The 16,086-nt window shown below is 67.7% G+C and carries 27 protein-coding genes; 2 read left to right on the forward strand and 25 right to left on the reverse strand.

The features are described 5' to 3' along the window. Window positions 1–15: 15 nt before the first annotated feature. The 25 genes from AC0VYB_RS08245 to AC0VYB_RS08365 all read right to left on the reverse strand — a co-directional run bounded on the left by AC0VYB_RS08245 (window position 16) and on the right by AC0VYB_RS08365 (window position 14,661). A complete protein-coding gene (locus tag AC0VYB_RS08245; RefSeq protein WP_475385150.1) occupies window positions 16–336 on the reverse strand; it encodes a hypothetical protein in 321 nt (106 codons plus the stop codon). Window positions 337–362: 26 nt separating this feature from the next. Next, entirely contained in the window at window positions 363–635 is a 273-nt protein-coding gene (locus AC0VYB_RS08250) for a hypothetical protein (protein ID WP_475385151.1), read from the reverse strand. Continuing rightward, entirely contained in the window at window positions 632–2,164 is a 1,533-nt protein-coding gene (locus AC0VYB_RS08255; protein ID WP_475385152.1) for a hypothetical protein, read from the reverse strand. Before AC0VYB_RS08255 ends, AC0VYB_RS08250 begins: the two co-directional genes overlap by 4 nt. Next, window positions 2,164–3,552, reverse strand: a complete 1,389-nt coding sequence (locus AC0VYB_RS08260) for a phage portal protein family protein (RefSeq protein WP_475385153.1) — start codon at window positions 3,550–3,552, stop codon at window positions 2,164–2,166. The genes AC0VYB_RS08255 and AC0VYB_RS08260 overlap by 1 nt, the downstream gene beginning before the upstream one ends. Window positions 3,553–3,612: 60 nt before the next feature. Continuing rightward, window positions 3,613–3,909, reverse strand: coding sequence for a hypothetical protein (locus AC0VYB_RS08265; protein WP_475385154.1), 297 nt, complete (start codon window positions 3,907–3,909; stop codon window positions 3,613–3,615). A 33-nt stretch (window positions 3,910–3,942) separates the two neighbouring features. Further along, a complete protein-coding gene (locus AC0VYB_RS08270) occupies window positions 3,943–4,551 on the reverse strand; it encodes a hypothetical protein (protein WP_475385155.1) in 609 nt (202 codons plus the stop codon). A 142-nt stretch (window positions 4,552–4,693) separates the two neighbouring features. Then, window positions 4,694–5,710: a DUF932 domain-containing protein gene (locus tag AC0VYB_RS08275; RefSeq protein ID WP_475385156.1), complete on the reverse strand. Its 1,017-nt coding sequence runs from the start codon at window positions 5,708–5,710 to the stop codon at window positions 4,694–4,696. A 71-nt stretch (window positions 5,711–5,781) separates the two neighbouring features. Further along, a complete protein-coding gene (locus tag AC0VYB_RS08280; RefSeq protein WP_475385157.1) occupies window positions 5,782–6,012 on the reverse strand; it encodes a hypothetical protein in 231 nt (76 codons plus the stop codon). A gap of 98 nt (window positions 6,013–6,110) precedes the next feature. After that, entirely contained in the window at window positions 6,111–6,383 is a 273-nt protein-coding gene (locus AC0VYB_RS08285; protein WP_475385158.1) for a hypothetical protein, read from the reverse strand. Beyond that, window positions 6,380–6,721: a hypothetical protein gene (locus tag AC0VYB_RS08290; RefSeq protein WP_475385159.1), complete on the reverse strand. Its 342-nt coding sequence runs from the start codon at window positions 6,719–6,721 to the stop codon at window positions 6,380–6,382. Before AC0VYB_RS08290 ends, AC0VYB_RS08285 begins: the two co-directional genes overlap by 4 nt. Continuing rightward, on the reverse strand, window positions 6,718–6,921 hold the full coding sequence (locus AC0VYB_RS08295) for a hypothetical protein (protein ID WP_475385160.1): 204 nt from the start codon (window positions 6,919–6,921) through the stop codon (window positions 6,718–6,720). Before AC0VYB_RS08295 ends, AC0VYB_RS08290 begins: the two co-directional genes overlap by 4 nt. Window positions 6,922–6,982: 61 nt before the next feature. Continuing rightward, entirely contained in the window at window positions 6,983–7,384 is a 402-nt protein-coding gene (locus AC0VYB_RS08300) for a hypothetical protein (RefSeq protein ID WP_475385161.1), read from the reverse strand. Window positions 7,385–7,480: 96 nt separating this feature from the next. Continuing rightward, window positions 7,481–8,962 carry a terminase large subunit domain-containing protein gene (locus AC0VYB_RS08305; protein WP_475385162.1) on the reverse strand — a complete coding sequence of 494 codons (1,482 nt, stop codon included), beginning with the start codon at window positions 8,960–8,962 and terminating at the stop codon, window positions 7,481–7,483. Then, window positions 8,959–9,486 carry a helix-turn-helix domain-containing protein gene (locus AC0VYB_RS08310; protein WP_475385163.1) on the reverse strand — a complete coding sequence of 176 codons (528 nt, stop codon included), beginning with the start codon at window positions 9,484–9,486 and terminating at the stop codon, window positions 8,959–8,961. Before AC0VYB_RS08310 ends, AC0VYB_RS08305 begins: the two co-directional genes overlap by 4 nt. Then, window positions 9,479–10,117, reverse strand: a complete 639-nt coding sequence (locus AC0VYB_RS08315; protein ID WP_475385164.1) for a hypothetical protein — start codon at window positions 10,115–10,117, stop codon at window positions 9,479–9,481. The genes AC0VYB_RS08310 and AC0VYB_RS08315 overlap by 8 nt, the downstream gene beginning before the upstream one ends. Window positions 10,118–10,196: 79 nt before the next feature. After that, window positions 10,197–10,388: a hypothetical protein gene (locus AC0VYB_RS08320; RefSeq protein ID WP_475385165.1), complete on the reverse strand. Its 192-nt coding sequence runs from the start codon at window positions 10,386–10,388 to the stop codon at window positions 10,197–10,199. Between the two features lie 80 nt (window positions 10,389–10,468). Beyond that, window positions 10,469–10,666, reverse strand: coding sequence for a transcriptional regulator (locus AC0VYB_RS08325; protein WP_475385166.1), 198 nt, complete (start codon window positions 10,664–10,666; stop codon window positions 10,469–10,471). Continuing rightward, complete coding sequence (locus tag AC0VYB_RS08330; RefSeq protein WP_475385167.1) at window positions 10,659–10,811, reverse strand: hypothetical protein; 153 nt, start codon at window positions 10,809–10,811, stop codon at window positions 10,659–10,661. Before AC0VYB_RS08330 ends, AC0VYB_RS08325 begins: the two co-directional genes overlap by 8 nt. Further along, on the reverse strand, window positions 10,808–10,975 hold the full coding sequence (locus AC0VYB_RS08335; RefSeq protein WP_475385168.1) for a hypothetical protein: 168 nt from the start codon (window positions 10,973–10,975) through the stop codon (window positions 10,808–10,810). Before AC0VYB_RS08335 ends, AC0VYB_RS08330 begins: the two co-directional genes overlap by 4 nt. Continuing rightward, window positions 10,962–11,147: a hypothetical protein gene (locus AC0VYB_RS08340; protein WP_475385169.1), complete on the reverse strand. Its 186-nt coding sequence runs from the start codon at window positions 11,145–11,147 to the stop codon at window positions 10,962–10,964. The genes AC0VYB_RS08335 and AC0VYB_RS08340 overlap by 14 nt, the downstream gene beginning before the upstream one ends. 359 nt (window positions 11,148–11,506) lie before the next feature. Beyond that, window positions 11,507–11,923 carry a 6-pyruvoyl trahydropterin synthase family protein gene (locus AC0VYB_RS08345; RefSeq protein WP_475385170.1) on the reverse strand — a complete coding sequence of 139 codons (417 nt, stop codon included), beginning with the start codon at window positions 11,921–11,923 and terminating at the stop codon, window positions 11,507–11,509. After that, entirely contained in the window at window positions 11,920–12,201 is a 282-nt protein-coding gene (locus AC0VYB_RS08350) for a hypothetical protein (RefSeq protein ID WP_475385171.1), read from the reverse strand. Before AC0VYB_RS08350 ends, AC0VYB_RS08345 begins: the two co-directional genes overlap by 4 nt. Further along, window positions 12,198–12,830 (reverse strand): formyltransferase family protein, encoded by a 633-nt coding sequence (locus AC0VYB_RS08355; RefSeq protein ID WP_475385172.1) that lies wholly within the window; start codon window positions 12,828–12,830, stop codon window positions 12,198–12,200. The genes AC0VYB_RS08350 and AC0VYB_RS08355 overlap by 4 nt, the downstream gene beginning before the upstream one ends. A 37-nt stretch (window positions 12,831–12,867) precedes the next feature. Next, on the reverse strand, window positions 12,868–13,740 hold the full coding sequence (locus tag AC0VYB_RS08360; protein WP_475385173.1) for a hypothetical protein: 873 nt from the start codon (window positions 13,738–13,740) through the stop codon (window positions 12,868–12,870). Window positions 13,741–14,037: 297 nt separating this feature from the next. Then, window positions 14,038–14,661, reverse strand: a complete 624-nt coding sequence (locus tag AC0VYB_RS08365) for a ParB/RepB/Spo0J family partition protein (RefSeq protein ID WP_475385174.1) — start codon at window positions 14,659–14,661, stop codon at window positions 14,038–14,040. Between the two features lie 334 nt (window positions 14,662–14,995). Between AC0VYB_RS08365 and AC0VYB_RS08370 the strand changes: the two genes are divergently transcribed. Together AC0VYB_RS08370 and AC0VYB_RS08375 are read left to right on the forward strand one after the other, a co-directional pair. Further along, on the forward strand, window positions 14,996–15,430 hold the full coding sequence (locus AC0VYB_RS08370; RefSeq protein ID WP_475385175.1) for a hypothetical protein: 435 nt from the start codon (window positions 14,996–14,998) through the stop codon (window positions 15,428–15,430). A 13-nt stretch (window positions 15,431–15,443) separates the two neighbouring features. Continuing rightward, window positions 15,444–15,962, forward strand: coding sequence for a hypothetical protein (locus tag AC0VYB_RS08375; protein WP_475385176.1), 519 nt, complete (start codon window positions 15,444–15,446; stop codon window positions 15,960–15,962). The last annotated feature ends 124 nt before the right edge of the window (window positions 15,963–16,086 follow it).

The following is a 16,086-nucleotide window of genomic DNA, read 5'->3' on the forward strand; positions in this document are numbered from 1 at the left end:
GGGCCGCGTGTCGGTTCAGTTGGATCGGGTGAGGAGTCTGCACCGGGAGATTTCGTCGGCGGTGAGCTTCCCCGCCTGTCCGGTGTCCGAGTTCACCCATAGGTCGTTGCCGATGTACAGGTACCGGGTGGCTTCGTCGCCGGAGGACTCGATGAGGTCGCCGAACCGGGCGGGGAGCCAGTCGGGGAGCGCGAACGACCAGACGGGTTCGCGGACTTGGAGGGTGTCGCCGTTGCGCAGCCGCAGTGTCACGAGACCGTCCTTGACGGTGGAGACGTAGCCGGTGAACGGGACGGTGATGGAGACGCCGACGGGCGGGAGTGTGTTCTCAGTCATGCCCACATCGTGGGCGCGGGGATTGGTCAGGTGGGGGAGGCGGAGACCCAGTTCGATTCGATGCTGGCGCGGACGCCGTCGACCTCGTACCAGAACTCGTCGCCCCAGCCCTCCCAGTTCATGACCTCGGCCTTCAACTCTGGGGGCACGGTGAGCGGGTCGTCGGCGAGGGCCTGGAGCACGAAGAACACCGAACCCTGGTCGCTTTGAGCGTTCAGCTCAACGGTGTCCCAGTCTTCGGTCACGTCGTTGGCCGAGGCGGCTGTGCGCAACGCCTCGGCGAGTTCGTCGTTCGTCACGACCCGTCTCCTTTCCTAGTGTGATAGTATAACACGTTGTTCTTGCGCTTGGGCGGGTCGTACAGCGGCACCGAATGCCGCTTGCCGTCCTTGTCGACGCGGACCACGCCGATACCGCTGACCGGGTACGCGTGGAGGACACTGCCCTTCCGCTTGCCTTCGCGCCCTCCGGTCACCTCCTTCGCGAGGACTTCCACCTTGAACTGGACGCCGTTGATGACCCTCCACGCCACCAGCGAGGTCGCGTTCTTCGAGGGCTTCTCGATCACGTCGGGGTCCGCGAGGGTGAGCCGGATCGCGTCCTCGAACCCCTCCCTGGTCCAGTTGCGGTCCTTCGGGAGGAGCGTCTTCCCCTTGGCCTCCGAGTCCGGGCGGTGTCCGCCGCGCGCGGTCCTGCCGACCGAGGCCCCACCCCAGAAGACCGCCATGTTCTCCCGGGTCAGGTGCTTCTCCATCGCGGCGAAGTCCTTGAACTGCGTCCGAGTTGCCTCGTCCGCGTCGTCGGGCAGCCCCCGGGACTTGAAACCGTCGGGAGGCGGCACCGGCGGCAGCCCGGTGGGGAGGCTGTCGGCGTCCGGGGTCAGCGGCAGCCGCGGTGGCCGTTCCTTGTCGACGCCGCCGTCGAACGGTTCACCGAGGTCGGACCAGTCGTAGATGAGGGTGCCCCGACACCGGTTCCCGCCGAGGCAGTACCGCATGGGTCCGCCAGCCGGGTACCAACGTTCGGCCTCCTCCTCGTCGGCGAACTCGTACCCGTCAATGTCCTCGCACCTCGGGCAGGTGCTCCCGTCGAGGAGTTCCCCAGCATAGATGCGTGCCGGTGGCTCCGGGGCCTCGGCGGCACCGTCCCGGCGGCCCTCGTTCTGCTGGTCGTGGGTGGCCTGCCGGGCGAGGTCGAGAGTGCCTTTCAACCCGGGGTCGAGCACGTCCTTCCTGACCGCTGGCCGAGCCACGTCGTAGGTGTTCGTCACCGCGGCGTTCGCGCGACCGGTGATCGTCGTCCACAGGGACGCCGCAACACCCGCAGCCGCACCGGTCGCCTTGGACAGGGCACGCTTGAGGTACGAGTCACCGGCGAACCCGGTGAACTCCACTCCCTGCCGGTTCGCCTCCTCCACCACCGAGTCGTGCCCGTACACGCGCAGTGACGCGAGGACTTCGGCGACCTGCCCCGTGAGCTGGTCGAGGATGTTCTGCACCGTCTCGGGCGGCTTCACGACGAGCTGCGCGATGATCCCCGCGGCGTCGGCAGCGGTGGTGCCGTCGGGCACGTACCGGAGGAGTTCGTCGACGAGGGCGTCGGCGGCCTTCGACACGTGGGCGGCGTTGAGGCGTTCGCCCTGCGCGAGCGCGTCGTTCATGTCACCGAACCGGACCCCGGCACGCACCTCGTGCGCGAACAGGGGGCGGCGTGCGTCCGGGATGTTCACACCCCGGTCCGACTCGGCGAGGATGAGGATGCGCTCGGCCTCGGCGAGCAGGACAATCCGTTCCGCCTCGTCGACGAGGAGGTCACACTCCCGGCACATCACCGGTCCCCGTGAAGGGCGGCCATGCGCGCGGTGATCGCCTCCAACCGGTCCAACGCGTTCGACGACGGGGACTCGGACGCCACGAACGACTGGGACGGCTGCACCGGGGCGAGACGGGGCGCGTCCTTCGCCTTCACGGGCAGACCCATACGGGATCGCACGTAGTTCTCCGTATCGGCGTCCGGGGTGATGATGCCGGAGTTCGCGAGCGTGGCCAGCGAGTCGGCGACGATGCCCTGCTGGTCCTTGAGGCGGCCCGGGGTCAGCACCGGGTAGGGTTCGTCGGACCCCCAGTTCACCTCGACGAGGTCACGGATGATGTGCTCGGTGGCGACCTCGGCAATGTCGTCGCCGACGGCCTGCAGCGCGTCGGTGAAGAAGTCCCGGAACGTCTCGCCCAGGGACCGGGCACCGGTGTCGTGGCCGAGGTCGAGGAACATCGCGAGCGCGGATCGGCTGATCTGCTGGTCGTGGTACTCCATGCGGGGGATCGCGTCGACCGTGGCCCCGCTGACGCCGATGAGCTGGAACCCGCCCAGCCCTTCACCGGCGGGGTAGACGACACCAGCGGACTCACCGGCACGCATCTCGGACACGATGCGCTCGGCCTCCTCCTTCGCCCCCGGCGTCTCCGGGTCGTAGGGCATGACGGGGATGCCCATGCCGTTGCGTTCGACGGACTGTGCGTCGACGCGCATGATCTGGTCGCGGATCAGCCAGTGCTTGTAGGCGGTGCGGAGGATCGAGTTTCCGGTCCAGTCCGCGCCCTCCTGGTCGAGGACGTAGGCGACGAGACGGTTGACGGGGATGAACACGCCAGGGTTGGCTTCACCGTTGACCATCGTGAACGTTCCGTCGGGTGCGGCCTGCCGGATGCCGACGAGGCCGCCGTCTCTGGCGAGCAGAATCTCCTCAATCGTGGTCGGGATGCGGGGTGCGAGCTTGCGGAGGTGGAACCGGTTGTCGTCGGGCCGGTACGCGTACACCTGCTCGAAGAACATGTGGCCGAAGGGGAGCATGAGCAGGGCGTCCCGGAGGTGGTGTGTCCACACGATGCCGTTGCGTCGCTTCCGCTGCCGGGGTTCGCCGGGGACGGGCAGCCCGAGTTCGGACCGGACGAACCGCACCACGTTCGGGTCGCACCCGGTGTCGTCGAGGGTCCACGCGGCCTGCTGCAGGGGGAGCCGGATCGCGCGCAGCAGGGAGCCGATCTGCCCGTCCGAGCGGCGCATCTGCGAGTACACGGCGAGGTTCGCCGGGTACTCCAAGTCCCAGGTGTGCTCCGGGGGTTTCGGGGTGAACCGGTACGGGGTCGGCGTGAACGGGTACCCCCACGCCTGTTCCATGTTGCCGGGGTAACCGATTTCGGGGTGTGCGACGCTCATGCGCACATGGTGCGGCCCCCGTCCCGGACTGTGTGGGACGAGGGCCGTGAGCGGGTGGGATCACGCGTTTCCGAGGTACTTGAGCACGGTCCTCCCGAGCTTGATCGCGCGCGTCTTGTGCGCGTCGAGGAGGTCACGGCGACCGTTCGTCTCAATGAGGTCGACGGCGTTCTCGCAGTGGGCGCACACCTGCCGGGCCGCTGAGCGCACCTCTACCGGTGCGAGAGCGAACACGGTGTCGTCGGCGTTGACCACGTCGAGGCACGCACCCCACAGGGCGATGAACCCGGGGCGGTCCTTCCACGTGGGTTCGTCACGCAGGTCGCTGATCGCTCGGCGCAGCGTCCGCGCGGTCAACTGCGGTCTCGTCTGCGGGTACACGGCGGTCGGTCACAGGTTCTCGCCGGTGAAGTACATCGTCGTCGGTGCGAAGCTCGGCACGATCCCGAACTGCACCCAGGAGGGGTCGCTGATTGCGTATGCGAGGGTGACAGTCTTCGAGTCGCCGCCCTCGATGGTTCCGAAGTCGGGGACGATGGGCCAGTCGTTGTCGCCGTCGACGACCACCTCGGCGACTCCGGCTGCGTCGGCGACTTGCACGGATGCGGCGTCCGCGTTGAACGGTGACCCGTCCGGGACTTCGATGGTCGCCTCGAACACGTAGGCTTCGTCGGCGTCGGTGGCGGCGATGCTGCTGACCGGTTGCGGTCCGAGGGACTTCACGCTCACGATGATGCCGGTCTCCGGGTCGCGGACGCGGTCGCCGAACGCGAACAGTTCGTCGCCGTTGCCCGTCATCTCCTTCACCCCGGCGGCGTCCGCGGGGGCGTCGGTGGCGTTGGCTGCCTCCTCGTCGGTGAGGGGTGTCTCCTCGGCGGTGGGGGTGCTCGTGGCCGCGGGTGCCGTTGAGGCGGTCGGTGCGGGGGTGTTGCCGGTGCAGCCGGTGAGGGTCAGTGCGGCTACCGCTGCGACCGCGACGGCGGTCCTGATCGTGCGCATGGCGTGTCTCCTGGTTGGTTTGGGGGTGCCCACAAGGACACTTTAAGCGGTGGTGGGGGAGGAGCCGACGCCGGATTGCGTCGGCTCCTCCCGGGTGGGTGCGGTGGGCTTCCTCTCCCGACCGCACCCGGTCATCGGGTTCTCACACGGTGGTGAGTCGGAACGCGCGACGCTTGAGGGCGTCGGCGTCGGCGGAGAGGGCGCGCACGGCGCGCACGTCGCGGTTGTCGCCGCCCTTCGCGTGGACGGGGGCGAAGTGGTCGACGTACTCGGTGACCGCCTGGTATCCGGCCCACCGGGTGCCGCGAATCTCCTTGTTCGTGTACGAGTCGGTGAACAGGTCCATGAGTGTGATCTTCCGGGCCAGGGACTGCTTGGACGCCTTCTTCGTGGACTCGTCGTCGTCGGCGGGGGTCGCCCAGAGGGTGTCGACCAGGTTCTCGAACTCCCGGTTGGTCATCTCGGTCTGGATCATCCGCTCGGCCTCGGCCTCGAACGCTTCGACGTACTCGAATGTGAGGTCGAGGGCTTCCCGGGCCTGCGTGACGACCTGGCGGATGTTGCGGGTGTGCCGGGCGGAGAAGGACGACTTCGCGGCGGACAGGGCCGCGGACTGGGTGTTGGCGCACACGATGCGGACGGGGGTGACGAGGAACCGGAACGCGGACGACCCGTCGTGGGAGTTCAGGGCTGCGAGGTTCAGCGACACGGGGTCGACGCCGCCGACCTTGATGTGGTCGGGCATCTGCATGGTCACGAACACTTCGCGGCCTCCGCGCAGTGCCCCGGCGGTCTCGAAGTGGGCACCGGACTGGTCGACGAGGGCGTTGAGGAGTTCGACGTTGTCCTCGTTCTGCACGGGCACGTACTGGTTGCCGACGACGCCAAGGGTTTCGGGGCGACCGTTGATGGGGTTGGTGCGGACGGTTGCGAACCGGTCGGGCACCTCGATCTGCAGTTCGGTGACGCCGGTGTCGGTGACGACGGGTTCGGTGGCGGTGAGGGGGAGCTTGCGGACGTTCCAGTCTGCGAGGTGTGCGAGTTCGAGTGCCTGCTCGGCGTTCATCGCTTCGCCGACGGTGGTGCCGAGGCGGTGCCAGGCGTCCTCGCGTGCTGCGAATGAGGTGATGCCGTCGGTGGTGTCGAGTTCGTGTGCCATGGTGGTCTCCTTGGTGAGGTGGTGGGTGCCCCGGCCCGGGAGGGGCCGGGGACTAGGTGGTGTGTGGCCGGTCAGCCGACGCGGGTGAGCCGGTTGTTGAGTTCGCTCCGGTAGATGAGGCGCAGCTGCTCGTTGAGGTAGAGTTCCGCGGCGACTTCGTCCTCCGTGGTGTCTTCCATGCTGATGCGGGTGATCTGGGCGGTGGTGGATTCGAGGGCGAAGATGAGCTGGTTGCTGTCCATGCTGGGTGCTTCCAGTGTGGCCCGGTAGATTCGGTTCTGGATCATCTTCGTGAGGTCCATGTGCGGCTCCTGCCGTGCGGGGGTCTTGGCCTATCCGTACCCTGTAGTTATAGGGTAACACTGGTTCGGACCGCAAAGCAACCGGGGACGGGAAAGAATCAGTCGCCGTCGACGAGACCGACAGCCTCCGCGACGCACTCGCCGAACTCCCGATCCGACACCACCCTCACCTCGTCGAGCATCCACTCGGCCCCCGGGGCCGGGTTCTCCACCGCGACCGCCGTGACCTCCACCCCCGGAGGTGCGAGTCGGCTCAGCAGGGCCACGGTCGCGTGGAGGGTGATCGCGCGCTCCCGGGTGAGGACGAACCCGACGCTGCGCACTCCATCGTGGCCGCTGATGTTCACGACGTGCATGTGCCTGTCGCTCACTTCATGTCCTCCTCAAGTACGGCCTGCGCCTCGTCCGGGCGCAGGTATGCCTCGACGAGTCGGTTGGCCCACGACGGGTCACCGATGTGCCACTGGGACACGCGGCGCGCGACGGTCAGCCCGTCCTCGTGCGCTTCGTCGGCTGCGCGCTGCGCGCCGACCTCCAGTGTCGAGACCACACGGAGCTGTTCCACACCGACCATCGTCGGTGACACGCCGCCGACGAACATCACGGCGATGCGGTTCGTGAGTCTGTCGGGCGCGGTCGTGGTGACTCCCGGCGTCCCGTCGACGCGCCTGCGGACTGCCTGGCCGGGCTTGGTGGGGTGCGGGTTCATACGACGGTCACCCACTTCGCGATGGTGGCGAGCACGTTGTCGTAGTCGCCGGACGTGGCTTCCTCGCGGAACTCGTTGATTTCGTCGGCGTCGACGAGGGCGGCGCGGAGGCCCCTGGCGGTTCGGGCGATCATCGAGAACGCGTTGCCGTCCTGCCCGGACAGTTCAATCTCGACGTGGGGGTACTTCGGCGCGGTCATTGTTCTTCGTCTCCTTGGGGGTGGGGCGGGGCCGGGCGGCCCCGCCGAGGGTGGGTGGTGGTCAGGCGGTGAGGCGGTCGCGGACGCTCTCGACGGCGGCGGGGGTGAACCGGGCGACCGCGGGGTAGGCGTCGCCGAAGTAGTTCCGGTCGCGGTTCGCGAGCCGGGCCTCGGCGGCGTCGACGTAGGCTGCGCGGTCGGAGGGGCGGATCGCCTTGCGGAGCTTCGTGATCTGGCGGGTGATGAGGCCCTTGGCGGTGCCCTGGTGGAAGTGGTCGCCGTGGATTGCGGCGGAGGCACCGGAGTTGAGTTCTCGGGTGTCGGAGATGACCTGGGAGACCTTGGCGACGAGGCTGGTGTCGAGTGCCGGGCGGCGGTTGAGTTCGTTGCGCAGTGCCCACGCTTCCGGGGTTCCGGGGGTTGCGGCGGCGAGTTCGGCTTCGAGCTTCTGCGTGGTGTCCATGTCGGTCCTTCCGGTGGTGGGCCTCGGGTCGTTCCCTTGCCCTGTGGTTATACGCTAACACATACCCGGATGGGAAAGCCACTCCCGGGGTGAGAATCAGAACCCGCGGTTCCGCAGCCCCGCCGTGACCGGTTTCGCCGCCGGGCGGCGGCCCTGCTCCGGGGCCGGTTGCGTGCGCCGCTTCGGCTGGTTGACCAGGTCCATCACCATATAGCGCAGAGCATCCGGATAGTGGTCGTCCACGTTCTTCGTCTCCGCGTCCTCCGGGTCACGTTTCGACCGGGGGAGGGACGCGAGGTCACGGATGACGTTGACACACGAGTCGTAGACAACGAGCCGGGGATGCCCTTCACAGTCCTCGACACCGCACGACCCGTCGCACTCCCGGGGCCGCAGCAGCGCGTCGATCAACGCCCACCCGGCACGCCGGTCCGAGTTCGACTTCCGCAGCGCACCCCCGAACTCCTGGAAGTAGTCATAGGCGATGGACCCCTTGTCGGGCCGGTCGTCACCCGACGGGAGCTTCGCCCCGGACCGTCCCGTGCGGTTCCACATCGACCGGTCCGCGTTGACCGGGACCGGGCGGGTCGGTGTCCGCTCACCCTCGGCTTCGAGGCCCTTGATGATCGCCGCCTGCTCCGCCGCCGTCTTGTCCGTGCCCCCGGTCTCCCGGTAGATGACGACGGTGCCGTCGGGCATGAGGGCACCCCACACCGCGGCGAACGGGTCAGCGACACCGTAGTCGACGCCGACGGCGCGCGGGTGTTCGAGAATGTCGAGCGGGTACTCCTCCGGGGTGACGACGTGGAGGTGCCGCCGCCACTGCGGGAACCGCACCGACCCGAGGAGAATGTCCCAGTCCCCGTCGATCATCGCCCGACGCATCACCGGGTCGAGGTTCTTGAGCTGCTTGAGGTAGTCGGCCTCGTTGATGTGCGGGTTGTCGGTGAGTCGAGACGGCACGTAGACGCGCACCGAACCGTGCTGGGTGCGGAACCGGGTGAACGCGGGGGCCGGTTCAATGAACCGGTTCTTCACCCACGCGTGGCCGACACCGCCGGGATTCGCCGAGGCCATGGCGCGCGGCTTCAACCCGAGTTCGTCCATGCGTCGCTTCACACCGCCGGTGGCACGCAGACGCGACAGCAGGAACGTGTACTGCCACCGCGTGAAGTGGGTCAGCTCGTCGACGAGGAGGAGCTGGAGTTCCGCACCCTGCCACTTGAGCACGTCGTCGTCGTAGAGGGCGTGCCCGAGGTGGAGTTCGGACCCATTGCCGAAGTAGAAGATGCCCTCGGTCTTGTTGAAGTGAGCGGACGGTTCCCGGACCTGGATGCGGTTCTTGATTTCGTGCAGCTCACCGTGGGTGCGGCGCAGCAGGAGCGCGGTCGCCCCGTCGACGGTCTTGCACAGTCGCAGCCCGGCGGCGATGAGCACGTCAGTTTTTCCGCCCCCAGCACTTCCTCCGAACAGGAGTTCGTCTACGTCGTAGGCGAGGGCGAGGCGTTGCTTCTCGGTCGGGACGAACGGTTCGTGGGTGACCGAGGCGGGAAGGGTGTCAGCGACGGTGGCGGTCAATCGTCATCGACCACCACGTCCACAATCTCACCGAGTTCGATGAGCTGCGGCTGGTCGAGGAGGTTCTGCGCCATGTTGTTCGACAGCACCTCGGCCTCGACGATGAGCACCTGGTGGTTCGACACCGACGAGGGTTGTTCCATGTTGAGTCCGAACAGTCGGTTGAGGGAGTCCTGGGCGCGGATGATCGCGCGTGCGGCTGCGGTGCGTGAGGCGTTGTCGTGGACGGGCACGACCTTCGTCTCCACACCGGTGTCGGTGACCTCGGTGACCTGTTTGCGTTCGGACAGGAGCAGACCCATCTCCCGGATCACCGTCTCGTATCGGGCCTGTCCCTGGGCGCGGAGTTCGTCGACGCCCTCGGCCTCACGGCCACGCAGCAGCCGGGCCACGGCCTTGTGCGCGCCGCCGCGGTTGGAGTACCCGAGGCGTTCGGCGATCTGGTCGTAGGTGGCTCCCTGGGCGCGGAGGTTGAGGGCCTTGATCGCCCGGGACTGTTCGTTGACGTTCGCGGTCTTAGGCACTGATCCGCCTCCTTGCCCGGCGGCGTGCGGCGTCGTTCGCGGCTTCCCGGAGGACGGTGGCCTGTCGGTGTGTGAGCTTCTGTCTCATGTGGTCGGTGCGGGTGTCGCCGAACGGGTCGGCGGGGTCGCAGATCATCGCGACGTTCGACGGGTGCCCGGAGGCGGAGAGGACGGGGAGGCCACGGGCGCGGGGCCGGTCGTCGGCGTGGTACTCGAACGCGCGGACGCCGGTGTCGGAGACGCGAATGTCGAACAGGGACAGTTGCTGTCCGGTGGCGTGCTCGGCCAGTTCCTCGGATGTGAGTGTGCGGGGGAGCGGGGCGACTGGTGCCGCGGGTGTGTCGATGAGTCCGGCCTGCCCGAGCTTGCCCAGCTCGGCGGTGAGCAACCGTCTCCGGTCCGCGGAGAGGTCGGTGGTCGTGGTGATGGTGCGTGCCAACGATTCGAGGGCCATGCTCACGGCGTGGGCGACGGTCTCCGGCGGGTAGTAGGCGAGGGCCGGGGCACCAAGGCGCAGGGTGCCGGTTCCGGCGCAGATGGGGCAGGAACGGTCGATGACGTGGTACCGGGTGCGGGTGCACGCCGGGCACGCCATGGTTGCTGTTTCGGGTTGCCTGAGTTTCGCTGCCACGTCCACCCCACACGGTTCGGCCATTCGCTACCTAGCAAGTATGGCACGTTATAGTGAAACACCGCGGCGGGGCGCGCGATCACCACGCCTGAGCGTTGATGCGTTCCTTCGGGGTGCGCTGGCGAATGTCGGAGGCGCGGCGGACCGTGTTCTCCAGGAACGTCGGTGTCCGGGACATGCGGGTGGCCAGCGTCTCGACGGGGGCGGAGAGTTCCGCGAGATAGGCGAGGTCGTCGACTGTGGGTGGTTCCGGGTCGGGCAGCGGGGCCATGCGTGTCTCCTTCGGGCACAGGGGAAGCCAGGAACCATGATCGTGGTTCCTGGCCTCCCGAGTGGGACGCGTCCCGTGTCCTACTGCCGTTTGGGTGGTCTCCCGCCGTGGCCGGGGCGTTCCCGGTCGTACCGGTCGACGGTCTCGGGTAGCCACCCGCGTGTGGTGCCGATGTAGGCGTCGGGTTCGGGGAGGTTCTTCGCGAGGCTGCTGCGGTCCTTGAGGCCGAGCCGCTGCGCGAACTCCGTCGTGGATAGGTAACGGACCGGTTCAGTCATCGTCTGTCCGTGCGCCGCCGGGCAGGGGTCCGTAGACCTCCGTGTCCCACAAGTGCCATTCGTCGTCTCCCTCGTGGAGGACAAGGCCCTCGTCCCAGGACACGGCAACTTCGTCTCCGCCGCTGCAGGCGTGCTTGGTGGTCATCGCCGGCCGAACTCCTCAAGTAGCAGGTCGGCGTATCGTGACCCGTTCGGGTGCCTCGCCATTTCGGTGTTGATCTGCTCTTCCAGCTCGGCCAGCGACAGGCTGCGGGGTGGCCTGGCGTTCCTCGGCAGTGTGGGCTGGTACGGTGCGTCAGTCGTGGTCATGGGCCTTCTCTCCTCGGGTGAGCAGGTAGGTGGCGGCGGCGACTGCGCCGCCGTTGACGATGACGGTGGTGACGAAGGGGCCGGGGTCGGCGGGGGAGAGGATGATGCCGAGCGTGCCGACTATCATGCCGATGATCCCGACGCCGATTGCCGCCTTGAAGATGAGGTTCATGGTCGTCTCCTGGTCTGGTAGCAGGTGCCGGGGCCGCGTCCGACCCCGGCACCCCTACCTAGTCAGCGCAGTTGGTGCACCGCTTGCCGTCGCAAGCCTTGCGCTTCAACATCCGGGCGGTGAGGCCCGTGGTCCAGATGACGACCTGGACGACGGCGACTCCCTTGCTTAGGATGTCTAGGCAGGAAAGGAATGAGTCGATCATTCTCAGGTTCCTTTCCCGGTTGGCCCGTCCCGCTGTTGCGGGGCGGGTTTCCAGTTTCACCCTCCGGTGTCCCCTTCAACACCTTAATTCTACTACCCTTGCGGGGTGTGAAGCCAGCGGTATCCGCCCAGATCGCGAGGAACTTTCCGGCGGCCTACCAGTACGCTGGGCTGGCGTAGTCGATGTCGCGGTCGACGGTCGCGGACCTGCCGCCGAACTCCGACACGGTGACCGCCACGTTGCCGATGTGGCCGACACCGGACTTCGCGAGCTGGTCGATGACGGCCTCAAGGAGATGCGCGGCGAGGAGTTCCGGCGTCGGGTTGAAGTCGAGCACTTGGTTGAGAATCCGGCGGTCGAGGTTGTCGTCGATGTACTTTCCGACGGGGTCGAACTCCGCGTAGTCCGCCACGAGGCCGGGATCGACCACGTGCCCGGTAACGCTCGCAGTCACCTCGTAGTCCACGCCGCGGTACTGAGACTGCGGGTGAGCGTTGGGCAGCCCCTCGATCCGCCGGTACGCGGAGAACGCGAAGCCGACGCTGACGCGGGTGCGGTTCCCCGGGTTCACGGCTGCCCCCCGATCACGCCCTTCGAGACTCGGGACGTGTCCGCCACCGGCCTGCTGAGTTCGGGCATCCGGTCGAGGTATTCCGGCGGGTCGACGAGGGCGCGCACTGCCTCGTTGACCTCGGTGAGGGCGCGCCCGAGACTGTCCGACGCCTCCTCGTGCCCCGGGTACGCGGTGAACGACGCACCGTGCAGGGCGAGGAGACGGAACGCGGAGAGGACGGACGCGGCGGCCTCGGCGACGGCGGTGCGTGCTTCGTGCTGGGTGTTCGGGTTCACGGTTCAATCTCCAGTAGTTCGGGCCGGTAGAGCGGCTTCGAGTCGAACGACGGTTCCCAGGTGGCGAGGGCGTCGTCCTGCGGGTAGCGGGGTAGGTCTCCGTGCGCTGCGTTGTTCGCGGCCTGCCGGATGAGGTCGATGCCGAGGGGGAACAGGTGGACGCGCCACAGTTGGGACGCGGTGAGGCCGGGTTCGACGACGATGTGCTTCTGGTAGGCGATGGGGCCGCCGTCGACGCGGTTGGTGAGGTGGTAGATGGTGCCGCCGACGACGCGTTCGTGCATGCGCGCCTGCCATTTCACGGCGTCGCGTCCCCGGTGGAGGGGGAGCAGGGACGGGTGGTAGCCGACGGCCTGGGCGGCGCGTGCTCGGGTGCGGGTGCCGATGAACGCGTGGGAGTGGGCGGTGACGATGAGGTCGGTGCGTTCGGGTACGTCTTCGGGTCTGAGTACGTCGCGGGAGACGCGGCGGGTGCCGGTGCGGGTCGCCCACGCGGTGAGGTGGTCGGTGCCGCCCCTCCGGGCCTCGTCGGGGGAGGCGACACCGACGATGGTGTGCCCGTCGCCGGTGAGCGCGTCCGCTGTGGTGGCCCCGAACGTGCCGGAGCCGGAGATGAAGATGGTCGTCATGCGTGTCTCCTTCGTGTCGTGGGTGTCCCCGCCCGGGTCACCCGTAGAACCTGAATCCTTGGACCGCGCGGAGGTGGCCGCCGAAGCCGGTTCCCGCGAAGCTGCCCTTGGCAGCGGCTGCGGCGGCGAGTGAACTGCGGGACGACCCCTTGTTCCCGCCGTGCAGCTTCCCGCTGATCTGCCGCCACTTGCCGGACCGTCGGAGGGCGGCGGCGAGGCCGGGGTGGGATGTTTGGAACTGGGTGGTCATCTTCCGTCCCGGGAGGACGCCCTCCCCGACGGCCTGGAGGCGGCAGACCTCGTTGAGGAACCGCATACCGACCCCTGCCCCCTGCCACTCCGGGAGGGTGACGAGGCGGGACGCGCGCGCTTCGACGGCCTGCACCTTGCGGCCCCGCTTGTCCTTGGTCGGGAAGTTCTTCGTGCCGACGCCGAGGTGGCAGACGGGTTCACCGCCGACGAACCCGACGTAGCACTTCGCGCCGACCATGTTCGGGGAGTCTAGATAGTGATGCGGCTTGAAGAACGGCCATAGGTCCCACCCGCCCATCCTGATTTCCACGTCGATGCGTGGCCGCTTGTGTTGAAGACACTCCTTGGTCTGGAACGACCGTGTGGCCGTGTCGAACACCCAGTCGGGTTCGACCCAGTCGAGCACGTCGTAGTGGCAGGTGAGGAGCACCGCTTTGCCCGGGGTGCGCCGCCATGCCTTCGCGAACGCCCCGGCACCGACCTGCGCGATCTGCCGGTCGACGACGGACGTGAACTCGTCGAACACGATCTGGTCGGGCTGCTCGGCGAGGATACGGGCGAGGTCGGCGCGGAACTTCTGCCCCATCGACAGGACACCGTAGGGGCGCAGCCACGCGGGTACGTCACCGAGTCCTGCGGAGGCGAGGGCGGCGGTCACGTCGTCGAACCCGCCGTCGGGTGCGATTGCGTCGATGATGGGGGCCTCGTCGGGCCAGTCGTCGGCCTGGTAGATGTGGCCGCCGCCGAACAGCTGCCGTCCGATGGAGGTCTTCCCGGACCCGGACGGTCCGGCGATGACGCCGATGGACCAGTCGCCGTCGGGGTCGATGCCGAGTTCCGCGTCGAGGTTGAACTTCGTGGCCTGGTCGTCGGTGGCGTTGAACAGCGACTTGACGCGTGCCGCCCGGTAGGAGTTGAACGCGGGGGGACTCGTTGCGGACCTTGACGTTGATGCTCACACCGTCACGACCTTCACGCTGTACCCCTCGGCGGTCAGGGCCTCGAACACTTCCTCCTGGTGCTCCTCGTCCCGGCAGGTGACTATGACGGCGTACTGCTCGACGTAGTTGTCCTCCTCCGGCTTCTCCGCGAGGTCCATCGACCCGGGCGCACCCTGGTTCAGGAACTCGTCCTCGACGGCGTCACGGATCGCGTCCAGCTCGTCGTCGGCGAACCCGGTCCCCTCCAACCCGTCATCGTTCGCGATCTGCACAAGCTGATCGAGCAACGCCTGGTTGTCCCAGGACGCGTCGTCCGCGGTCTTGTTGTCCGCCAGGTTGATCTTCGTCGCCCGAGCATCGTTCACGTCGAGGAAGATCGCCGGAACCGTGGACCCGAACTTCTCCGGCTCCTCCCCGGCCAACTCCTGCCACGCCTGGAACCGGTGATTGCCAATGATGATCTGGTTCGTCGACTTCTGCACCACCACGGGCGCGAACATGCCGTTGACCCGCATCGACTCCTTGATCCCAGCGACAACACCGCGCCGGGCGTTCCCCGGCCACAGGCGCAGCGTGTCCGGGTCGACGTGCTCCACCTGCATTTCGTGCACCCCAGTCGGGGCAACCTTGTCCGTCATTCCCACACCCTCCGGCTCGTTTCGGTCTCCTGCCCGGGAGTGGACCACGGAACCCGCAACAGTGGTGGGACCAGCCCAGTGTCGCCCCGACAGGCGTGGAACCGTCCGAAACGACTGAATCCGTGCGAGCCGACCGGGCGAAGAACGAGAACCGAAGATTGGTCGGGTCTCGGCGCGTGACGGTTCGAGCGATTCCGTACCCGCGGCGACGTGTTCCGTGGTTGCGCCTACGTTGGTGGTGCGGTTTCTTGTCTTTGGGTTGCCGTGTTGTACTGTCGTGAACACACGTGTATAGTTCTATACATATCGTTTGAACTGACCCGAAGGAGACACCGTGACCGCTACCCCCGCGCAGATAGACTTCATCACCAATCTCCGTTCCGGTTGGGGCGGCTACCTGGCCAACCAGCAGGCTGCCGACACCGGCGACCGGGCGTTGTTCGAGTGGTTGAAGGCTGCGGTCCCCTCCGACGTGGTCGCCTGGTACTGCGAACGTGAGGGTATTGCCGCGCCGAAGCCGCCCAGGGGGACCGACCCTGCGAAGGCCGGGCAGCCGTTCGCACGTGTGAAGCTCACCCAGGAGGAGTGGGACGCGGAGAACGCGGCGTACAGGGCGGAGACGGACCGGCTCGAACCTCTCGCCGCTGAGGCGTACATTGCGCACACCGCGTACCGGGCCAGAGCGTGGGCGTTCGCGATGACGGTCGACACGGCCACACTGACCAAGGAGCAGGCGTCCGCTGCCATTGACCTGCTCAAGAACCGCTGAGGAGGGGCGCGCTGTGAAGATCGAGACCGTGCTCAACGACGGAGTCCCGTCGCAGGTGATCGCCGACGATGTCCTCACCCTCAGTGCCACCTCACCGGACGACGGGCAGGGGTTCTCCTGCACCGTCGACGTGACCCTGCCCGGGGCGTCCGCGTACATCGTGACTGTCCTCTACGGGTGGTGGGACGCCGTGAACAAGCCGCGCCGAGGCGACTGGAACGAAGCGGACTACGAGCAAGAGGCTGAGGAGCGGGAGCAGATTCGTGTACTCGCCGACGAGCTGGCGGGGAAGCGACGCCTCACCAGCGTGAGGGCGTATGCCGAGGGTCTGGGAGTCACCGTCGCCGCGGAACCCTACGGGGCGATACTCCGGTCCCTTCGGCGCGACGCGGAGCAGATTGCCGAGGCGACCGAGTCGAGGCGGAAGACGGCTCGGGTCGCGTTCACGATGGGGGTGCAGAAGTCGGAGATTGCGAAGGCCGCCGGTGTCACCCGCGCCACCCTCGACAGGTGGATCGCCGACGCGCAGTAGTCACGGGTGTACGACGACAGCCCCACCGCGTGATGCGGTGGGGCTGTTTCCTGCCCCCGCGGAGGCGGGGAGCGCAGCGTCAGCGAACTTCTAACTCGGGTCACTCCCGCCGGGGCGGGGAGGG

This window comes from Brevibacterium sp. Z349TD_9 (assembly GCF_056173565.1).